Annotated in this window: 16 protein-coding genes; 14 read left to right on the forward strand and 2 right to left on the reverse strand. The window is 55.4% G+C overall.

From position 1 onward, the window contains the following. Window positions 1-412 precede the first annotated feature (412 nt). The 5 genes from ACFFIY_RS00400 to ACFFIY_RS00420 all read left to right on the forward strand — a co-directional run bounded on the left by ACFFIY_RS00400 (window position 413) and on the right by ACFFIY_RS00420 (window position 5323). Window positions 413-1933 carry a coproporphyrinogen III oxidase gene (locus ACFFIY_RS00400; RefSeq protein WP_354199514.1) on the forward strand — a complete coding sequence of 507 codons (1521 nt, stop codon included), beginning with the start codon at window positions 413-415 and terminating at the stop codon, window positions 1931-1933. A 92-nt stretch (window positions 1934-2025) separates the two neighbouring features. Further along, entirely contained in the window at window positions 2026-2157 is a 132-nt protein-coding gene (locus ACFFIY_RS00405; protein ID WP_354199516.1) for a hypothetical protein, read from the forward strand. Between the two features lie 478 nt (window positions 2158-2635). Continuing rightward, window positions 2636-3139 (forward strand): DUF6431 domain-containing protein, encoded by a 504-nt coding sequence (locus ACFFIY_RS00410; RefSeq protein WP_354199518.1) that lies wholly within the window; start codon window positions 2636-2638, stop codon window positions 3137-3139. Window positions 3140-3177: 38 nt separating this feature from the next. Continuing rightward, window positions 3178-4530, forward strand: coding sequence for a DDE-type integrase/transposase/recombinase (locus ACFFIY_RS00415; protein WP_376837129.1), 1353 nt, complete (start codon window positions 3178-3180; stop codon window positions 4528-4530). Continuing rightward, window positions 4523-5323, forward strand: a complete 801-nt coding sequence (locus tag ACFFIY_RS00420; protein WP_354199527.1) for an ExeA family protein — start codon at window positions 4523-4525, stop codon at window positions 5321-5323. The genes ACFFIY_RS00415 and ACFFIY_RS00420 overlap by 8 nt, the downstream gene beginning before the upstream one ends. A gap of 142 nt (window positions 5324-5465) precedes the next feature. Here ACFFIY_RS00420 and ACFFIY_RS00425 read toward each other — a convergent pair whose 3' ends face one another. Next, the gene (locus ACFFIY_RS00425) at window positions 5466-6740 is read right to left on the reverse strand and encodes a S41 family peptidase (protein WP_354198739.1); all 1275 of its coding nucleotides are present in this window, start codon (window positions 6738-6740) and stop codon (window positions 5466-5468) included. 428 nt (window positions 6741-7168) lie between these two features. Here ACFFIY_RS00425 and ACFFIY_RS00430 point away from each other — a divergent pair, with 428 nt between their 5' ends. Next, complete coding sequence (locus ACFFIY_RS00430; RefSeq protein ID WP_354198737.1) at window positions 7169-7951, forward strand: enoyl-CoA hydratase; 783 nt, start codon at window positions 7169-7171, stop codon at window positions 7949-7951. A 54-nt stretch (window positions 7952-8005) separates the two neighbouring features. On the opposite strand, the gene ACFFIY_RS00435 is transcribed toward ACFFIY_RS00430, so the two are convergent. Beyond that, window positions 8006-8191 (reverse strand): YhzD family protein, encoded by a 186-nt coding sequence (locus ACFFIY_RS00435; protein WP_354198735.1) that lies wholly within the window; start codon window positions 8189-8191, stop codon window positions 8006-8008. Window positions 8192-8372: 181 nt separating this feature from the next. Here ACFFIY_RS00435 and ACFFIY_RS00440 point away from each other — a divergent pair, with 181 nt between their 5' ends. The 8 genes from ACFFIY_RS00440 to yhaM all read left to right on the forward strand — a co-directional run bounded on the left by ACFFIY_RS00440 (window position 8373) and on the right by yhaM (window position 17102). After that, window positions 8373-8732: a hypothetical protein gene (locus ACFFIY_RS00440; protein ID WP_354198733.1), complete on the forward strand. Its 360-nt coding sequence runs from the start codon at window positions 8373-8375 to the stop codon at window positions 8730-8732. A gap of 9 nt (window positions 8733-8741) precedes the next feature. Further along, entirely contained in the window at window positions 8742-8939 is a 198-nt protein-coding gene (locus ACFFIY_RS00445; RefSeq protein ID WP_354198731.1) for a helix-turn-helix transcriptional regulator, read from the forward strand. A gap of 2 nt (window positions 8940-8941) precedes the next feature. Further along, a complete protein-coding gene (locus ACFFIY_RS00450; RefSeq protein WP_354198729.1) occupies window positions 8942-9253 on the forward strand; it encodes a DUF2178 domain-containing protein in 312 nt (103 codons plus the stop codon). A 55-nt stretch (window positions 9254-9308) separates the two neighbouring features. Further along, entirely contained in the window at window positions 9309-10208 is a 900-nt protein-coding gene (locus ACFFIY_RS00455) for an ABC transporter ATP-binding protein (protein ID WP_354198727.1), read from the forward strand. Next, window positions 10201-11457: an ABC transporter permease gene (locus tag ACFFIY_RS00460; RefSeq protein ID WP_354198725.1), complete on the forward strand. Its 1257-nt coding sequence runs from the start codon at window positions 10201-10203 to the stop codon at window positions 11455-11457. Before ACFFIY_RS00455 ends, ACFFIY_RS00460 begins: the two co-directional genes overlap by 8 nt. A gap of 619 nt (window positions 11458-12076) precedes the next feature. Next, window positions 12077-13300 (forward strand): metallophosphoesterase family protein, encoded by a 1224-nt coding sequence (locus ACFFIY_RS00465; RefSeq protein ID WP_354198723.1) that lies wholly within the window; start codon window positions 12077-12079, stop codon window positions 13298-13300. Next, window positions 13297-16167 carry an ATP-binding protein gene (locus ACFFIY_RS00470; protein WP_354198721.1) on the forward strand — a complete coding sequence of 957 codons (2871 nt, stop codon included), beginning with the start codon at window positions 13297-13299 and terminating at the stop codon, window positions 16165-16167. Before ACFFIY_RS00465 ends, ACFFIY_RS00470 begins: the two co-directional genes overlap by 4 nt. Next, complete coding sequence (yhaM, locus tag ACFFIY_RS00475) at window positions 16164-17102, forward strand: 3'-5' exoribonuclease YhaM (protein WP_354198719.1); 939 nt, start codon at window positions 16164-16166, stop codon at window positions 17100-17102. Before ACFFIY_RS00470 ends, yhaM begins: the two co-directional genes overlap by 4 nt. Window positions 17103-17418 lie beyond the last annotated feature (316 nt).

The raw sequence follows: 17418 nt of genomic DNA on the forward strand, positions 1-17418 counted from the left end.
GTTACGAAACTTTGCGTTATTCATCTTGATTGAACCGCCGTATACCGAACGGTACGTACGGTGGTGTGAGAGGTCGGGGGTTAGTCACCCCCTCCTACTCGATTTGTTTGGGCTGAGTGGCATCGTTGGAAGCGCGAGTGAGCGCATACGGTGCGTGAGTGGCATCGTACAGGGCACGAGTGAGCGCGTACAGCCCGCGAGTGGATTCGTGGCTGATTGGAGGGCCAATATCGATTTGGAGAGAGGTTTAGATTGGTCGGGAGAGGCTTGTCGTTTGGCTTGGCGTGCTAAATTTTGGGCACCGTCTTGAATATGGCGTGGGGACGGTCGTCATTCTTGGCTGACGGAAAGAGGACCCCGCATGCTATAATGATTGGAGAATTTTTATTCCACCAAAAGCAAGGAGACCGCCATGAAACCGATTTATATAGAGCAGTCGTTCGAACAGGACTGGGTGCGGATGTTCCAGAACATCGCCAATCTGTTTTTTGAAGAGACGGAAATGATCCGCGGGGAAGCCGGGCCCGCCGGGGAGGCGATCCGTGTTTCATTCAGCTGGAGAGAGGAAGCCGGGAACCTGCATGGCCAGGCGGATCTTCGGGATGAGCACGGCTCGTTCAGCGCCGAATATAGTGAAGAAGCCGCCCACAATGGGGATCCGAAAGCGGAGAAGCGCCAGCTGAAGCGGGTGCTGTCGCATGTGTTCCTCGATGTGCTCGAACAGTCGACGGGCATCGTCCAGCCGTGGGGCATCCTCACCGGCATGCGGCCGACGAAGCTGTACCACAAGATGCGCAGGGAAGGGCTTACGCACGAAGAGATTTCGGAGCGGCTTGTGACCGAGTACCGGATCGCACCGGAGAAGATCGAGCTCATGAAGCGGATCGTCGAGCGGCAGCTGAAGATGATTCCGGATCTCGACCGGATCGGCGAAGAAGTGAGCGTCTACATCGGCATTCCGTTTTGCCCGACGAAGTGTGCGTACTGCACATTCCCGGCATATGCGATTCCGCGCCGGGGCAACCGGGTGCAGTCGTTCCTTGACGGCCTCCATGTCGAGATCGAGGAAATCGGTGCCTGGCTGAAAGAGCGCGGCGTCAAGGTGACGAGCGTGTATTTTGGCGGCGGCACGCCGACTTCGATCGAAGCGCATGAAATGGACGCGCTGTATGAAAAGCTGTTCGCCTTCTTCCCGGATATCCGGGAAGTCCGGGAAATCACGGTCGAAGCCGGCCGCCCTGACACGATCACGCCGGAAAAGATCAACGTCCTGAAAAAATGGAATATTGACCGGATCAGCGTGAATCCGCAGTCGTACACCGACGAAACGTTGAAGGCAATCGGCCGCTTCCACACCGTGCAGGAGACGATCGACAAGTTCCACCTTTCGCGCGACATGGGCATGAACAACATCAACATGGACCTCATCATCGGATTGCCGAACGAAGGCACCGAGGAATTCGTCCATTCGCTCGCAGAGACGGAAAAGCTCCAGCCGGAATCGCTCACCGTCCATACGCTGTCGTTCAAGCGGGCGTCCGAGATGACCCGCAACAAAAAGAAATACAAAGTCGCCGACCGCGGAACCGCCGTGAAGATGATGAACATGGCGGAGAACTGGACCGCAGAGAACGGCTACGTGCCGTATTATCTGTACCGGCAGAAAAATATCCTCGGCAACCTCGAGAACGTCGGCTACTCAAAGCCGGGTGAAGAAAGCATCTATAACATCGTCATCATGGAAGAAGTCCAGACGATCATCGGCCTCGGCTGCGGCGCCTCGAGCAAGTTCGTCCATCCGCAGACCGGCCGCATCACCCAGTTCCATAACCCGAAAGACCCTGCCGCCTACATCCTCAGCTACTCGGAATCGATCGACAAGAAGATCGAAATACTGGACGAGCTGTTCGGAGAGCCGGTACCGGCGAAATAAACGTGGCCATGTGAAAAGCGGGCAAGCAGAGTCATTTTCTTTCATAGGACAATGCCCAAACAAAAAAATTCTGGGAATAGAGGGGATCGGGAATGGATTGGTTATGGGCTTGGCTTGCTTTTTCTGTTGCTGCAGGAGCGTTTTATGAATCCTCACAAGTGAAAAAAGAGAACAGAAAGCTAAGGGAAAGAATTGAAATGCTTGAGAATGAGGTATACAAATAAATCCCGCAATCAGGCGAGACTGTTGAAATAAGTGTGACTGTGACGACTCTATTGATGAGATACATGAAGAACAGAAATAAAAAATGACCATTGCCGAAAAGGGCTGTGGTCATTTTTTGAATGGGTGTTACTTCATGAAGCTCACTTTGGCTGCAGTATGAAGCATCCAGGCGGGTGCTTTTTTGATACCTTTATCTCCTAATTATCCTCCCTGTCACTCAGAACTTTGTCCTCTTTCAGCATGTGTTATTGCTAGTCTCCACTGACCAAATGTTGATGCCGTTGCCTGTCCGGAGATTGACGGATATACTGTCCATAAGAATCTATAGAAAGGAAAAGGACGCCTCCCCTGAGCGCATGGTCTTGCCGGACCATGCGGGAAGCGTCCCCACCAAAAAGTATATGATTATCATATCAGATTACACATTGGTTTTAAACCCCGAAAGCGGGGTTTTCGGTTAAGCCGACGGGAGAAATCATCCCTTGCCCTGCCTGTGACGTTGTTGCCTACCAGGTTATCGGAAGCAGGAGGAGGAAAGGAAAGACCGGGGACGGCGGAGAAAGGATCTATTCCATCCGGCGTCTACGGTGCAGGAAGTGCAAAGTGATCCATCATGAATTGCCCGATTGCCTGGTGCCCTATAAGCGGTACGAGGCGAAGGTGATTGAAGCGGCGATTGAAGAGCCCGTAGATCCCGCAGACCTATCCGATCTTCCGGCGGAGCAGTCCACCCTTCTCCGTTGGAGAGACTGGTTTATCGCGCTGGTGGAGCACTGGCTTTCCTTCCTGCTTTCGCTGTCCCGGCGAGGAAGGATAAACCTGTCTGTGAACGGCCTGTCCGACCGTTCGCAGCCCGTCCGGCAACGAATTGGACAACTGGTTGGCGACGCAGGCGGATGGCTAGCACGGCTTGTCCGGCCGCTTGCCAACCATCATTATTGGCTGCATACCCGTTCTGCCTGTCTGTCCGGCAGGGGCTGATCTACACTCAAAGGGAACCAGGTTAGGAGGGATTCTCTTTGAAGGATCATAGAAAGGCGGAAGAGATTGCGGCCAACCGCTACCAGCTCATCGCTCCCCTGCTTGAGCCAGGCATGGGATTGGCAGAGGCAGCGGACAGGAGGCGGCGGATCGCCGCGGAGAACGGCCTGTCGGAACGGACACTGAGAAGATACATATCGGCTTACCGGAAAGAGGGATTCGCCGGACTGAAGCCGGCAGCCCGGAACCATCCCGTCCAACAGCAGGATTGGATGGAAAAAGCGGTGGACCATGCGGTCCTCCTCCGGCGGGAAGTTCCTTCGAGGAGCATTGCGCAGATCATCCAGACACTCGAGTGGGAAGGGATCGTGAAACCCGGATCCCTGAAGCGCTCCACTCTTCAGGAGAAGCTCGCCGAACGGGGGTACAGCGCACGTCAGATGCGACTCTACCAGCAGACACCCGGGGCAGCCCGCAGGTTCCAGAAACGCAGCCGGAACGAGCTTTGGCATTCCGACATCAAGTATGGCCCCTATCTGCCCATCGGGCCGGACGGCAAGAAAAAGCAGGTTTACCTGGTCGCCATCATCGATGACGCGACCCGGTTTATTGTCCATGCGGCCTTCTATCCGACGCTTGAAGCCGGCTCCGTTGAGAAGTCACTGCGTCAGGCCATCCAGGAATACGGGGTGCCCGATGCCTTCTACTTCGACAACGGCAAGCAATATCGGACGAAGTGGATGAGCCGGATGTGCTCGAAGCTCGGCATCCGCCTGCTTTTTGCCAGGCCCTATTCCCCTGAATCGAAAGGGAAAGTGGAGCGATTCAACCGCACAGTGGACGGCTTCCTTGCGGAAGCGGCGCTAGAGAAGCCAAAGAGCCTGGAAGAGCTGAACCGGCTGTTTGCGGTCTGGCTGGAAGAGTGTTATCAGAAGAAGGGCCATTCGGGACTTCCGGAGAACCGGAGCCCGTTCGAAGCGTACCAGCGGGACCGCCGGGCACTCTCCTTCGCCGCGGAACAGGCGATTACGGAGGCCTTCCTTCATGCGGAGGCCCGGAAAGTCGACAAGTCGGGCTGCATCAGCTTCCATGGCAAAAAATATGAAGTTGGACTCGCCTTTATCGGCCAGACAGTGGATGTGATCTATGATCCGGAGAGTACGGAGGAAATCCGGATTGAACATGAGGGGCACGAACCCTGGACGGCGAAGAAGCTGGAAATCGGGGAGTTTGCGGGCAGACGGCCCGCCCTGCCGGAGACCCTCCAGCAGGCGCCGGCAGAAGAGTCCCGGGTCCTCCGCGCAGCGAAAAAGCGGAACGAAGAACGGGAGACCTACCGGCCGCCCGCCATTTCATTCAAGCGGATGAAGGAGGTGCCGGACCGTGTATGAATCGTTCTACGGCATGACGGCCACTCCCTTCGTCCGTGATACCCCTGTCGGGGAGCTGCTTGGAACCCATGCGCTTGAAGAAATCGAGAGCCGGCTTCATTATGCGGCCGAACGGCAGCTCTTCGCAGTGGTGACCGGAGACTGCGGGACAGGGAAGACGACTCTGGTGCGGAAATTCATAGAGAGCCTCGACACCTCCCGATTTAAGTCGCTGTATCTGGCGGATTCCAAGCTCACCCCTCGTCACTTCTACAAAGGGCTTCTCGAGCAGCTGGGCCATGAGTCCAAATTTTACCGGGGCGACGCCAAGCGCCAGCTCCACCGGGAGATCGAGCTGATGCGGGGCATCCATCAGCTGGCTCCGGTGGTGATCGTGGACGAGGCTCACCTTCTCGACCGGGAAATGTTGGAGGAGGTGCGATTTCTCCTGAACTTCAGGATGGACGCCCAGAGTCCGATGGCGCTTATCCTGATCGGACAGAGCGAACTGAGGGACCGGCTCCGACTTCAGTCCTTCGCCGCCATCCGGCAGCGGATCGACCTTCAGTGCCGGATGCCCCATTTTGACCGGTCGGAGACCGGGCAATACATCGATCGCCAGATCGAATACTCGGGGGCCTGCCGAGATCTGTTTACCACAGCCGCAATTGATGAGATCCATGGCTGGTCGGGTGGAGCCGCCAGGCTCATCAATAAGGCGGCCACCCATTGCCTGATCTTTGGATCGGGCCACGGACACCGGGTGATTGACGACCATATGGTCCGTCAGGTGATCGAGGGTGAGCTGAATTGAACGTGAAGGGGCCAGGGGGAAAACGTTCCGTTTTCCCCCTGGCCCCTTCAAAGTATTTTGATTTTCAGAAAGGGTTTTGGCGATCTTTCTGGACAAGGTCTTCGTCAAAAGTTGGACAACAGACACCGTCAATTGCGGGACTTTAGAGCGCGTCAGTAACAAGCATGGCCAGGGCTTTTTCCATATCTTGATCTTGATGAATATGTTCAGGCGTCCAAGGGATGTACACATCCGGTCGGATCCCTTGTTCCGCATTTTGTTCACGGCTGTCGAGCTGGGTCAATCTGGATGTGGCATACATGAGTTTAAATTGATGATCCCACACCATTTCAGACAGGTTGGAATAATCGTTTACACCCATTGTCGGACGGCCGATCATCGTGACTTTCGGGGATTGCTTGCACAAATAAGCGAATATATCGCCGGCACTGCCACAGTAATTGTCAATCAAAACGATGATGTTTTCCGGGAAGGGCTGTCCGGTGACCATGTAATCACTGTCACTGCTGTCTTCCTCAAAGCTTACAAACCCTTTTCCCCTGTGCTTTTCCCAAGTTTGTTCTTTCCACTCCATGAGTGCGTTCCGATAGCTTTCATCATCTACATGATCCAATTCATCCTCAATGGATTTAATGATCAGATCTGCATTTCTCTCTGTGCAGTTGACCTTCATATGGTAGAAGCTGAAATCGACCTGATTGCTGCCTTCTGGGAACAGATACTTCTCCAACTGTTTATAGGAAAGGGTGCTTCCGCCCAGATTTCGGCGGACATCGATAATGAGATTCCGGCTGTTCTCCAGCTCTTCTTGATAGGTTTCCAATAAACCGTTGATCGGAGTCGGATCGAAAAAGTCAGTTAAGGTCATCAGCAAAGTATGATCATCAACCTGTTGGACCGTATGCTGTGGCACGTACTCTGATTTTCTATACTTCCTCAAATCAAGTGTCCGGGTATTTCCGCTCATCTCCTCAATCTGGGCTGTGAGGTATTTGGGGATCACTTGTCTCCAGTCTTCACGCTCGGCCTTGTTCTCCATTAATTCGCGGCGATGGGTTTCCGCTAATTCCTGTACCGGGATATGGTCCAATGACAAGATGGCGTCCCCCGGCGTCAAACGAGTCTCGCCGGAAAGGGAGGTCACAAATAATTTGTCCTGATACCGTCTTGCACGAAACCCGTGATCAACTTCTTGTTCAGGCTCCGTCAGGTTGAAAAATAGATGGGGATCTTTAAAATCCAGTAAGTAATCCTGAACGAGATCAACGAATTTAAGGGGTGTTAATTCATTTCGATTTTCCAAAACCTGTATTTCTTTTTCGTAAAACTCGGGATTGTCCCAGCCTTTTTTATCTGTATAGCCCGCATAGTCGTGGTGCATCATGCTGACGATTTCTTTAAAGATTTTCTCGTACATGCCCCAGGTCCCCCTCCTTGATTTCTTTTTTATGATAAGTCAATAAATAGTATAGTAAATTCAGACTTGTTCGCATAGTCATCCTCAATTGCCCGCAACTCAAAAAGCACCCGAAAAGGTGCTTTCCATAACGAACCTGCTATTATTTTCTGTTATAGCCTTGATAAACACCGACCAGGAAGCGTATGGCCAGGTAGATCAGAACAGCCGCCAATAGCACGATCAGAACCAGCGAAAAGGGTCCCATTCAATTCCTCCTACATTGTCGTCATACGTGACGAGTATATCATGGCAGCGGTGTGCAAGTGAGAGCGCAGATTGTCGAACTTTGAGAAAATAGCGATGAAATAAAGGGAATTATGCGCCCGGCAGCGAAACCTTTACTGAAGATGAATGGGTGTTCATTTAAAGAAGGGGTGTTGGAATAGATGGCATATGAAACGATCAGGCTGGAACGAGAAGGGCGCTTGGCGCAAGTTGTGCTGAACCGGCCAAATGCGATGAACGCGATGAACGACACGATGATGAGGGAACTGGCGGATGCGTTCGAGGAATTGAAGGAAGACCGGAAAGTCCAGCTCGTCATCATCCGGGGCGAGGGCCGGGCGTTTTCGGCCGGCGGTGACATCAAGCAAATGACCGATCCGGAAAGCCCGATGGACATCGGGAAAGTGATGGTTGACGTGTCGCGTCTCGCGGAAGCCCTCTACACGCTGCCGCAAGTGACGATCGCCGCAATTAGCGGGGCGTCGGCCGGGCTCGGCTTCAGCATGGCGCTCGGCTGTGATGTTGTCATCGCCGAGGAATCTTCCAAGCTTGCGATGAACTTCATCGGCATCGGGCTCGTTCCGGACGGTGCCGGCCACTTCTTCCTGAAGGAGCGGATCGGGGTGCCGAAAGCGAAGCAGCTCATCTGGACGGGAGAAGTGATGACGGCCGAAAAAGCGAAGTCGCTCGGCCTCATCGACGAAGTGGTTCCGGATGGAGCGGCCGCCAACCATGCAAAATCGATGGCCGGGCAGCTTTTGAAGACGCCGATCAGCGCGATGATCGCTTCAAAAGGAATCCTCCACACGCCGAAACTCGAAGAACTCCGCAGCGTTCTTCAGCTCGAAAGTGACGCCCAGCAGGCGATGCGCCAGACCGCCGACCACCGTGAAGGAATCTCCGCCTTCGTTGAAAAACGCAAACCCATTTTCAAAGGCGAATAAACGAAGAAACCCGCCAGGCCGGATGAACCGGTCTGGCGGGTTTTTGTGTGGTCCTCAGGAATGGAACAAAAGCAGCTTGCCCATCGGAGACGCGAGCCGGTGTGTTTGGTCGGCGAGCCCCTTCTCGTCGAGAAGCGCACGTCCTTTTTCTTTCGCGGCGTCATCGTTTTCCGCTTCGAATGTCTCCTCGGTGATCAGTTCCCCGTCCGGCTTGTAGGCGGTCAGCTTGTATGTCTTCATCTCCCCATCGCCCCCTTTCCTTTCTCTCATTATAAAAGATATTTCGGAAAAATAATATAAAAGAGATGTAAAGGAGGCTTGACACCGGACGTTTAGGTAAAGTATCCTTTACGTAAAGGGAGCTTTACTCAACGGGAGGTCGGAAGAAAAGATGAAAAGAAGCACAGCATTCCAGAGAAATTTGCTCGGTATTTTGGCCGGCCTCGTATTCTTATGGGGAGTTCTGAGATTGATTCCGGGCATCCGGTCAGGCGACGTTTCCTGGACAAACGGATTGCCTCCATTTTTAATCGGAGTGGCCTTTTTATCCAACCGCTATTTTCTTCTCCACAGTGAGGGAGAGGATGAGCGGTGGAGGAGGATCAGGGAGAGTTCGCTGTCACTCAGCGCCATGATCCTGATGGGCTTTCTCCTGCTGATGATTGTTGTTCAACTGGGCGGGATCATTCATCCGGACGGGATAGAAACGGCCTTGATTGCCCTTTTCGTCCTCGGGATCACCAATTTAGTTACGATGATTGTGCTGACAAAAAGGATGTAGGAGGCGCCCATGAAAAACAACATCAAGGAAAACCGGGCCGAGCACGGGATGACTCAGGATGCACTCGCGGAGACGCTCGGGGTTTCGCGCCAGACGGTCATTTCGCTTGAGAAGGGGCGGTATAATCCGTCGCTGGAGCTTGCCTTCAAGCTGGGTGCGGTGTTCGGGTGCCGCATTGAAGATTTATTTGATCCGGAGGAGGATTGATTATGTACGAAGGCTTTGAAATGAGTTCGTTCCTGGCCGGGCTTCCGCTCGGTATCGTCATCACGCTGATCGTGTTTTATTTCAGCTGGCGCAAAGGGAAAAAAGAGCGCAGGTTCGATGAACGGTACAAGAAAATCCACGAGTCGGCGCGGTCGTTCTCGTGGGCCGTGACGACATTTGTCCTCTTGATCGCCTGGGCGCTCGTTCTATTCATGGAACCGCCGGGCACCGCGTTTTTCGTCCTCATGGCGGTGTACATGCTGCATATGATTTCTTACGGTGTCGGAGCCGGCATTGCAGCCAGGAGAAATTGAAGCGAAACTTTTAACCTTCTGTATGCGTACAAGGATTATGGAAAGGGGCGAGACGATGACGCTGCAACTGGAACAGGTCACTAAGAAATTCGGGGACTTCACGGCGGTGGATGATTTGACGCTCACCGTCGGGGAAGGGACGATGTACGGATTCCTCGGGGCGAACGGTGCGGGGAAGACGACGACATTCCGGATGATCCTCGGGCTGCTCACGCCGACCGGCGGAACGGTGAGATGGAAAGGGAAGCCGATCACGTACGGCACAAGCCATGAGATCGGGTATTTGCCGGAGGAACGGGGACTTTATCCGAAGATGAAAGTCGAGGATCAGCTCGTCTTTCTCGGGGAACTCCGCGGGATGAAGAAAAGCGATGCAAAGGCGGCGCTGAAAAAATGGCTCGAGCGCTTTGAAGTGCCGCAGTACCAAAGCAAAAAAGTCGAGGAACTGTCAAAAGGGAACCAGCAGAAAATCCAGGTGATCGCCTCGCTCATGCACAATCCCGAGCTGCTGATTCTGGATGAGCCGTTTTCAGGACTCGATCCGGTGAATGTGGAAATGCTCAAAGGCGCGGTCAAGGAATTTCGGGACGCCGGCGCGACGATCGTGTTCTCGAGCCACCGGATGGACCACGTCGAAGAACTGTGCGAGCAACTCAGCATCATTGATCACGGAAAGCAGGTCGTGAAAGGATCGCTCCGTGAAGTGAAGCGGTCGTTCGGCAGGCAGAACGTGCGCATCCGCTCAGATTACGATATTACGGGCCTGCAGTCGGTCACCGGGGTGCAGAACTCGTCCTATGCGCTGGACGGGGCGGTGTTCCAGGTGGCGGACGACGAGACGGCCGGCCGCCTGCTGGAGGAAGCGCTGAAGTCCGGTCCGGTGCGCCATTTCAGCATCGAAGAGCCGTCGCTTCAGGATATCTTCATTGCGAAAGTGGGTGCGGAGCATGCGTGATTTCTGGATCATTTTCAAACAGGCATTTGTCACGAAGGCGCGCACGAAATCATTCATCATCACGACTGCCATCGTCATCGCCGGCATTTTCCTGTTGTCGAACATCACGACGATCATCGACAAGTTCGGCGGCGGCGACGAAGCGGGCGACACGCTGCCGGTTATCACGGAAGACGGCGCGATCGTGCAGCGGCTCGGCGATCAGCTGAAGGCAATGGGCGAGGAGACGATCCCGGAAGTGTCGGTTGAGTCCCGGAACGTTCTTGACGACCAGGTGAAGGAAGGGGACATCGACGCTTATCTGATCCTTGCCGCGGGCGGCGGCACGCTCAATGCGGAATATGTGTCTGAAGACTCGATGGAATTCGGATTCCCGATGATGCTGCAGGAAGCGCTCCAGTCGATCCAGACGGAACTCCGTGCGGAACAGCTCAATCTGTCTCCTGCGGAAGCGGGCGCCCTGTTCGAGCCGGTCGCCTTCCAACAGACAACCCTGTCCGATTCCGGAAAGACCGAGGAAGAGTTGAACCAGGCGCGCGGACTCGTCTACGTGCTCATGTTCCTCATTTACTTCGCCGTCATCATGTATTCCAGCATGATTGCGACAGAAGTGGCGACGGAGAAATCATCCCGTGTGATGGAAATCCTCATTTCCAGCGTTTCCCCGGTGAAGCACATGTTCGCCAAAGTGCTTGGCATCGGTTCGCTCGGCCTGCTCCAAATGGCGCTGTTCGGCGTATTCGGCTATATTTCGCTGAAGACGTCTTCGGCGATGTCGGACTTGTCCGAAGGGGCATTTGAGTTCTTCGGATTTTCCGACATCAATGCCATGACGATCGTCTACGCGGTCATCTTCTTCCTGCTCGGCTATTTCCTCTATGCCGTGCTCGCCGCACTGCTTGGATCGCTTGTCAGCCGGACGGAAGACGTCCAGTCGCTCATCATGCCGATGACGATGCTCATCGTGATCGCCTTCATCATTGCAGTGACCGGGCTCAGCACGCCGGATGCGGCTTACGTGAAGTGGACGTCCTACTTCCCGTTCTTCGCACCGCTCGTCATGTTCCTGCGCGTCGGCATGCTCGACCTGCCTCTGTGGGAACCGCTCCTGTCTATTGCGATCATGGTGCTCACCATCGCTGTTCTCGGCTGGTTCGGCGCCCGCGTCTACAAGGGCGGCGTCCTCATGTACGGCCCGTCCCGCTCACTGAAGGACCTGAAAAAAGCCCTCCAGCTCGGGAAGGAATAAAACGGAAACCAACGAATCCGCACAGGCGACGCCTCCACTGGCCTGTGCGGGTTTTTCTCGTTTGTACCAATGGACCTGTCCACGTGCGAACTGGTTTCTAAGTGAGAACGGGTTGCTGTAAGTGCGAATTCTCCTTTCTAAGTGCGAACTTGTTGCTGTAAGTGCGAAATCTCCTTTCTAAGTGCGAACGGGTCGCTCTAAGTGCGAATTCTCTTCTCTGAGTGCGAACGGGTGCGTGTAAGTGCGAATTCTCTTCTCTAAGTGCGAACTTGTCGCTGTAAGTGCGAATTCTCCTTTCTAAGTGTGAACGGTTCGCTGTAAGTGCGAACTCTCCTTTCTAAGTGCGAACAGTTCGCTGTAAGTGCGAAATCTCCTTTCTAAGTGCGAACAGGTTGCTGTAAGTGCGAATTCTCCTTTCTAAGTGCGAACGGGTCGCTCTAAGTGTCAATCCGCTGCTCTAAGTGCGAACTCGCTCCTCTAAGTGCGCCCCCCGCTCTATATGCGAACTCCCCGATCCTGCAACTTCCCGCCAACAGGACCGCCTTTCAAGCCAACTCTCCCACTCTCCCGCCAAATATGATAGAATAAGAACAAACATTCGCTTATTGGAGGTGTCCCGATGTCCATCCGTTTTATCCATGCGGCCGACCTGCATCTGGGGAGTCCGTTCAAGGGGTTCACCGGCCTGTCAACGGAACTGCTCGAGGCTGTCCGGGAAAGTACATTCAATGCGTTCCGCACGCTGATCCGCCATGCGGTTGAGACCCGTCCCGATTTCATGCTCATTGCCGGAGATATCTACGACGGAGAGGACCGGAGCCTGAAGGCACAGGAGGTCTTCAGAAAAGGGATGGAAGAACTTGCATCCGCCGGTATCCCCGTGTTCATGTCTCACGGCAACCACGACCACCTCGCCGGCCGATGGGTCCGTTTTTCCCTGCCAGAAAATGTACGGGTGTTCGGGCCGGAAGTCGGCACGTTCTCGCTGGAGGCGAGGGGAAAAACCGTCCGGATCCATGGATTTAGTTATCCGGAGAGGCATGTGACGGAGCCGGTCATCGGCGATTATCCGGAGGCAACCGCGAACGATGGAACGATCCATATCGGCATGCTCCACGGAAGCATCCGGGGCGACGAGGTGCATGACGTCTATGCGCCGTTCAGCATCGGCGAGCTGCTCTCCAAGAACTATGACTACTGGGCGCTCGGCCATATCCATAAACGCAGCCTGCTGAGCGAGGAGCCCCCGGTCGTCTATCCCGGCAATATCCAGGGGCTTCATCGCAATGAAACCGGGGTCAGAGGATTTTATGAAGTCACAATCGGCGAAGGCAGCCCGGCATTGACGTTCATTCCTTCCTCAGCGCTCGTGTTCGGCCGGGTGGAAGTGCCTTGTGAGGGAATCCGGCATGCGGATGAATGGATTTCTGCCTGCCTGGATGCACTCCAACGGTTTCATTCAAAAAACGGACCGGGCATCGCCGATCTGGTCCTGACCGGGATCGCTCCGGACGACGAACTGTTCTCCGGTGCGCCCGGGGATGAGTGGGTGGCATTCCTGAGGGAAGCCGCGGCGGACCGGCTGCCCGGCATCGGGGTCCACCGCCTATCGTTCAGGAAAGAACCTGCTGTTGATATGCCGGTCGGACTTTACCGGGATGTGTCACATGAACTGGAGAGCTGGGAGGAGGCGGAATGGAAAGAGCTGTTCAGTGACCTGTACGGCCATCGGCAGGCGTACAGATACGTGGAGCCGGCCGACGCGGATTTTATTGAAGAAGTGAAGGCGGAGGCGGAGCGGCTGCTCGCATCGGGAATCGGAAAAGGAGGGACGCCGGAATGATGAAAATCATAAAACTTGTCATTTACGGCTTCGGCAAGCACTCGGACGTCACCGTCAGCCTGGCGGAAGGCATCAACGTCCTTTATGGCGGCAATGAAGCCGGAAAGACGACAATGCGGCAGTTCATTCTTCATACGCTGTTCGGGTTTCCGCAGCGCAATGCCGACCTTCTCCGATATGAGCCGAAAGCCGGAGGCGCCTATGGCGGGCAGCTGCATATTGAAGATCCGGAATTCGGCCCTTGCGTGATCGAGCGGGTGGCCGGGCGCTCGGCGGGGGAAGTGACGGTCCGCTTTTCGGACGGCCGGACCGGCGGCGAGGAGGCGCTCTCCATCCTGCTGAGAGGACACGACCGGCAATCATTCGAGTCGATTTTCTCCTTCTCGCTGCTGCAGTTGCAGGAAATCGGACGGATGAACGAAGAAGAGCTGGGGCGTGCACTCATTGCATCCGGCACGACCGGCGCAGATAATCTGGCTGCGCTGGAAACCCGCATGCAAAAAGAGGCGGAAAGTCTGTTCAAGAGGTCCGGCAGGGTGCCGAAGATGAATGTGCTCGTGGCCGAACTGCGGGAAATGGAAAACGAACTCGCACAATACAGGAACAAAGCGGACGGCTATGCCCCAATGAAGGAGAGATCTGCCGAAGCAAGGCGCCGGCTTGACGAAATTTCCCGGGAAATGATGGAGCGTGAAGAGCGCCGGCGAACATTGGGGGTTTTAAGACAGGCTTTGCCGCTCCAATCCGCCAAGCGCTCGATTGGGGAAGAATTGGCGCAGATCGGGGAAGCCCCGTTTCCGCAGGACGGCATCCGTCGCTATGAAGCGGCAAAAGACAGGGTGCTTGCGGCCAAAGCCGCCATTTCCACCATAAAAGAACGGATCACCAAGATTCAGACGGCCATGCCGGATGCGCTGGATGAAAAACGACTTACCCGTGTGACTTCGGTCTTGGCGGAAGAAGCGGATTGGCATGAGGCAAGATCGACGGTCCGCCGGGCAAAAGAAGCGATCGACGATCTTGAAGAAGAACGGAGGAACCTGGCCGGCAGGATCGGGCTCGGTGAAGACGCCGCCGCACGCCTGTCGGACGCGGACGCATCCCTCCAAAAGGAAGAAGAGCTTCACAGGCTGACCGGCCGCCATCAGCAAGCCTTGGACAAACAACGGATCGTGGACGACCGGGTTGCCGGACGAGAAGCCGAGGCACACAGGCTGGCGGAAAGGGCGGAACAGCTTGCGCAAAGCGGGCCTGATGACGGCGAAGTGGATCTCGCCGCCAAATGGCCGGAAATCCGGAGGGAACTGACCCGGGCCGAGGCGAAGAAAGGAACGGAACAGACCGGGAAAACATCGGTTTTCCTTCTCATTGGGCTCGGTGCGCTTCTCTCTCTGCTCGCCGTCTTCACGCGTCAGTGGCTGCTCTTGCCTGCCGGGCTGCTCATTGTTGCTGTTGCCTATCTTTTGAGGGGGAGAAGCGGGGAGGGCGGGCTCAACTCCGAGGAAGAGAAGCTTCTTGCCCGGTTCGGTGGCAGAGAAGAAGAGATGGAACGGCTGGCCGACAGGGTGCGCCGCCATTTTGCCGAACTCGACCGTCTGGCGGAAGAAGAGGACCGGATGCGGCAGGAAGTCGGGGCCCTCAAGAAAGAACAGGCTCAGGCCGAACGGGACAGATCGGCAATGGAGCGGGAATTGATTGGGTTTGTCGCCCATTATGGCGTGAAAGGTTTGCCGTCCCCTTCGCTCGTGCCGGAGATGTTCCGGTTGATCCGGGAAGCACAGGAGGCCGCCCGCCGGCAGGAAGCCGAGGCTCGCCGGCTTGAAGTTGCCGCTGGCCGGATGGAGGACATCCGCGGGCGCATCCAGCAGATTCTGGGGTCTCGCGTGAACGACGAGATGCTGTTCAGCCGACTCCGGGACGTGTCGGACGAGCTTTTGGCAAACCGTACGGCGCGTGTCCGGCTTCATAAGGAGCAGGACCGGCTGCAGGAAGAGCTGAACGAACAAGAGGTTCTCCACGAAAGCCTGACTGAAGAGATCCGGCGGCTGTTCGGGGAAGCCGGGGTGGAAGACGAGTCGGCCTATTATGAAGCTGCCGAACGGGCAGCGAGAAGAGCAGAATTACAAAAGGAATTCCTCTCCGTTGAACGGCAGCTGGAATCGATCGGCGGACCGTTCGACGGCACGCCTGATGAGACGGAGATCCTTGCCCGGTTGGAGCAACAGGAAAAAATGCTCCGGGCACTTGCGGAAGAGCGCGACCGCCTGATGGAGGAACGGGCCGACATTGAAGCACAAATGGCGCATCTCCTCACGGACCGGGCATATGATGAACAGTTGCAGCTGTTTGAGATGAAGAAGGCCGAATTCCGCCGGCTTGCCCGCGAATGGGCCGCCCGCAAAGCAGCAGGCAATGCCATCGCCCGGACAGTCGGCAGGATGAAGGAAGAAAAGCTGCCGGATGCGATCAACCAGGCAAGCCGGCTGTTCAACCGGCTTACCGGCGGGGCGCAGGCGGGCCTCCATTTGAATCTGGACGGCCGGTTTGAGGCGGAAAGCCGGAACGGCGTCCGTTTCGGCATTCATGAGCTGAGCCAGGCCACGAAAGAACAGGCTTATATCGCGCTCCGCCTTGCACTCGCTGAATCGCTCAAGGCAAAGGCACCGTTCCCGATCATCATGGACGATCCCTTCGTCCATTTTGACCGGGAACGGCTTGGCCATATGATAGAATTAATGGAAGAATGGAAGAAAGATCATCAGTTCCTCTATTTTACTTGCCACGATGACATGTGCACAGCGTTTACGGATGCGTCGATCATCGATGTCGCAGGCGCGGGGAGCGGGAAGGATGTGTTGACAAGATGAAAGGGATCGGCACTTGCAAGCCGGGCGACCGGGTGGAAACATTCCTGCTCATCAAGCAGGCGACGAAGGGGACGACGAATCAGGGAAGCCCCTTCATGACACTGATTCTCCAAGATAAGACCGGGGATATCGAAGCCAAACTGTGGGATGCAAAAGATGAACATGAGCAGATTTACCAGCCGGCCTCCATTGTGCGCGTCGGCGGGGAAGTGCAAGACTACCGCGGACGGACCCAGCTCCGCATCAAAAGCATCCGGCCGGCGAAAGCGGAAGAAGCCGTCCAGATTTCCGACCTGGTGCCGAGTGCAAAAAAGACGAAGGACGAGCTGTATGAAGAACTGTCGCCGTTCATCTTTGAAATTGTGAACCCGAACATCCAGCGGATCACCCGGCATCTTTTGAAGAAACACCGGGAGTCGTTCCTCGTCTATCCGGCCGCAACGAAAAACCACCACGACTACGTGTCGGGACTGATTGACCATGTCGTCTCGATGCTGAAACTCGGAAAGGCGATCGCCACCCTTTACCCGAGCCTGAACAAAGACTTGCTGTACGCCGGAATCATCCTGCATGATGTCGGCAAAGTCATCGAGTTGTCCGGCCCTGTCGGCACCGTCTACACAGTGCAGGGGAATCTCCTCGGCCATATTTCGATCATGGTGAACGAAATTGCCATGGCGGCCGCGGAACTCGGCATCGAAGGGGAAGAAGTCATGCTCTTGCAGCATATGGTCCTTTCCCATCACGGCAAGGAAGAGTGGGGCAGCCCGAAAAAGCCGATGTTGAAGGAAGCGGAGATTCTCCACTACATCGACAACATCGACGCCAAAATGAACATGCTCGACCGGGCGCTCGCCAAAACGGCACCCGGCGAATTCACCGAGCGTCTCTTCCCGCTCGACAACCGCCAATTTTACAAACCCGGCATCGAATGAAGCTATTGGAAAACAGACCAGGAAAAGCCTCGCGGGGCTCTTCCCGGTCTGTTTTTATGAGGAGGTCGGTACATCTGCACGATATAGAGGGATGGAATAAATAACCTGTCCGACTCAAGCCCGGATGCGTCCGGTTCAAGGAGTGATCCGTCCGGCTCAGTGCCTGATGTGTCCCACTCGTCCCCGGAATAAATAACCTGTCCGACTCAAGCCCGGATGCGTCCGGTTCAAGGGGTGATCCGTCCGGCTCAGCGCCTGATGCGTCCGACTCGTCCCTGGAACAAATAACCTGTCCGACTCAAGCCCGGATGCGTCC

Origin of the sequence: Bhargavaea ullalensis (genome assembly GCF_042432615.1) — a bacterium.
GTDB classification, from domain to species: domain Bacteria; phylum Bacillota; class Bacilli; order Bacillales_A; family Planococcaceae; genus Bhargavaea; species Bhargavaea ullalensis.

What these genes read in the sequence shown, in the direction of transcription:
- ACFFIY_RS00405 (WP_354199516.1), top strand. Translation starts at nt 2,026, where the DNA reads ATGGATTGGTTATGGGCTTGGCTTGCTTTTTCTGTTGCTGCAGGAGCG.
- ACFFIY_RS00425 (WP_354198739.1), bottom strand. Translation starts at nt 6,740, where the DNA reads ATGTACGAGAAAATCTTTAAAGAAATCGTCAGCATGATGCACCACGAC.
- ACFFIY_RS00470 (WP_354198721.1), top strand. Translation starts at nt 13,297, where the DNA reads ATGATGAAAATCATAAAACTTGTCATTTACGGCTTCGGCAAGCACTCG.
- ACFFIY_RS00435 (WP_354198735.1), bottom strand. Translation starts at nt 8,191, where the DNA reads ATGAAGACATACAAGCTGACCGCCTACAAGCCGGACGGGGAACTGATC.
- ACFFIY_RS00465 (WP_354198723.1), top strand. Translation starts at nt 12,077, where the DNA reads ATGTCCATCCGTTTTATCCATGCGGCCGACCTGCATCTGGGGAGTCCG.
- ACFFIY_RS00430 (WP_354198737.1), top strand. Translation starts at nt 7,169, where the DNA reads ATGGCATATGAAACGATCAGGCTGGAACGAGAAGGGCGCTTGGCGCAA.
- ACFFIY_RS00400 (WP_354199514.1), top strand. Translation starts at nt 413, where the DNA reads ATGAAACCGATTTATATAGAGCAGTCGTTCGAACAGGACTGGGTGCGG.
- ACFFIY_RS00455 (WP_354198727.1), top strand. Translation starts at nt 9,309, where the DNA reads ATGACGCTGCAACTGGAACAGGTCACTAAGAAATTCGGGGACTTCACG.
- ACFFIY_RS00460 (WP_354198725.1), top strand. Translation starts at nt 10,201, where the DNA reads ATGCGTGATTTCTGGATCATTTTCAAACAGGCATTTGTCACGAAGGCG.
- ACFFIY_RS00450 (WP_354198729.1), top strand. Translation starts at nt 8,942, where the DNA reads ATGTACGAAGGCTTTGAAATGAGTTCGTTCCTGGCCGGGCTTCCGCTC.
- ACFFIY_RS00445 (WP_354198731.1), top strand. Translation starts at nt 8,742, where the DNA reads ATGAAAAACAACATCAAGGAAAACCGGGCCGAGCACGGGATGACTCAG.
- yhaM (WP_354198719.1), top strand. Translation starts at nt 16,164, where the DNA reads ATGAAAGGGATCGGCACTTGCAAGCCGGGCGACCGGGTGGAAACATTC.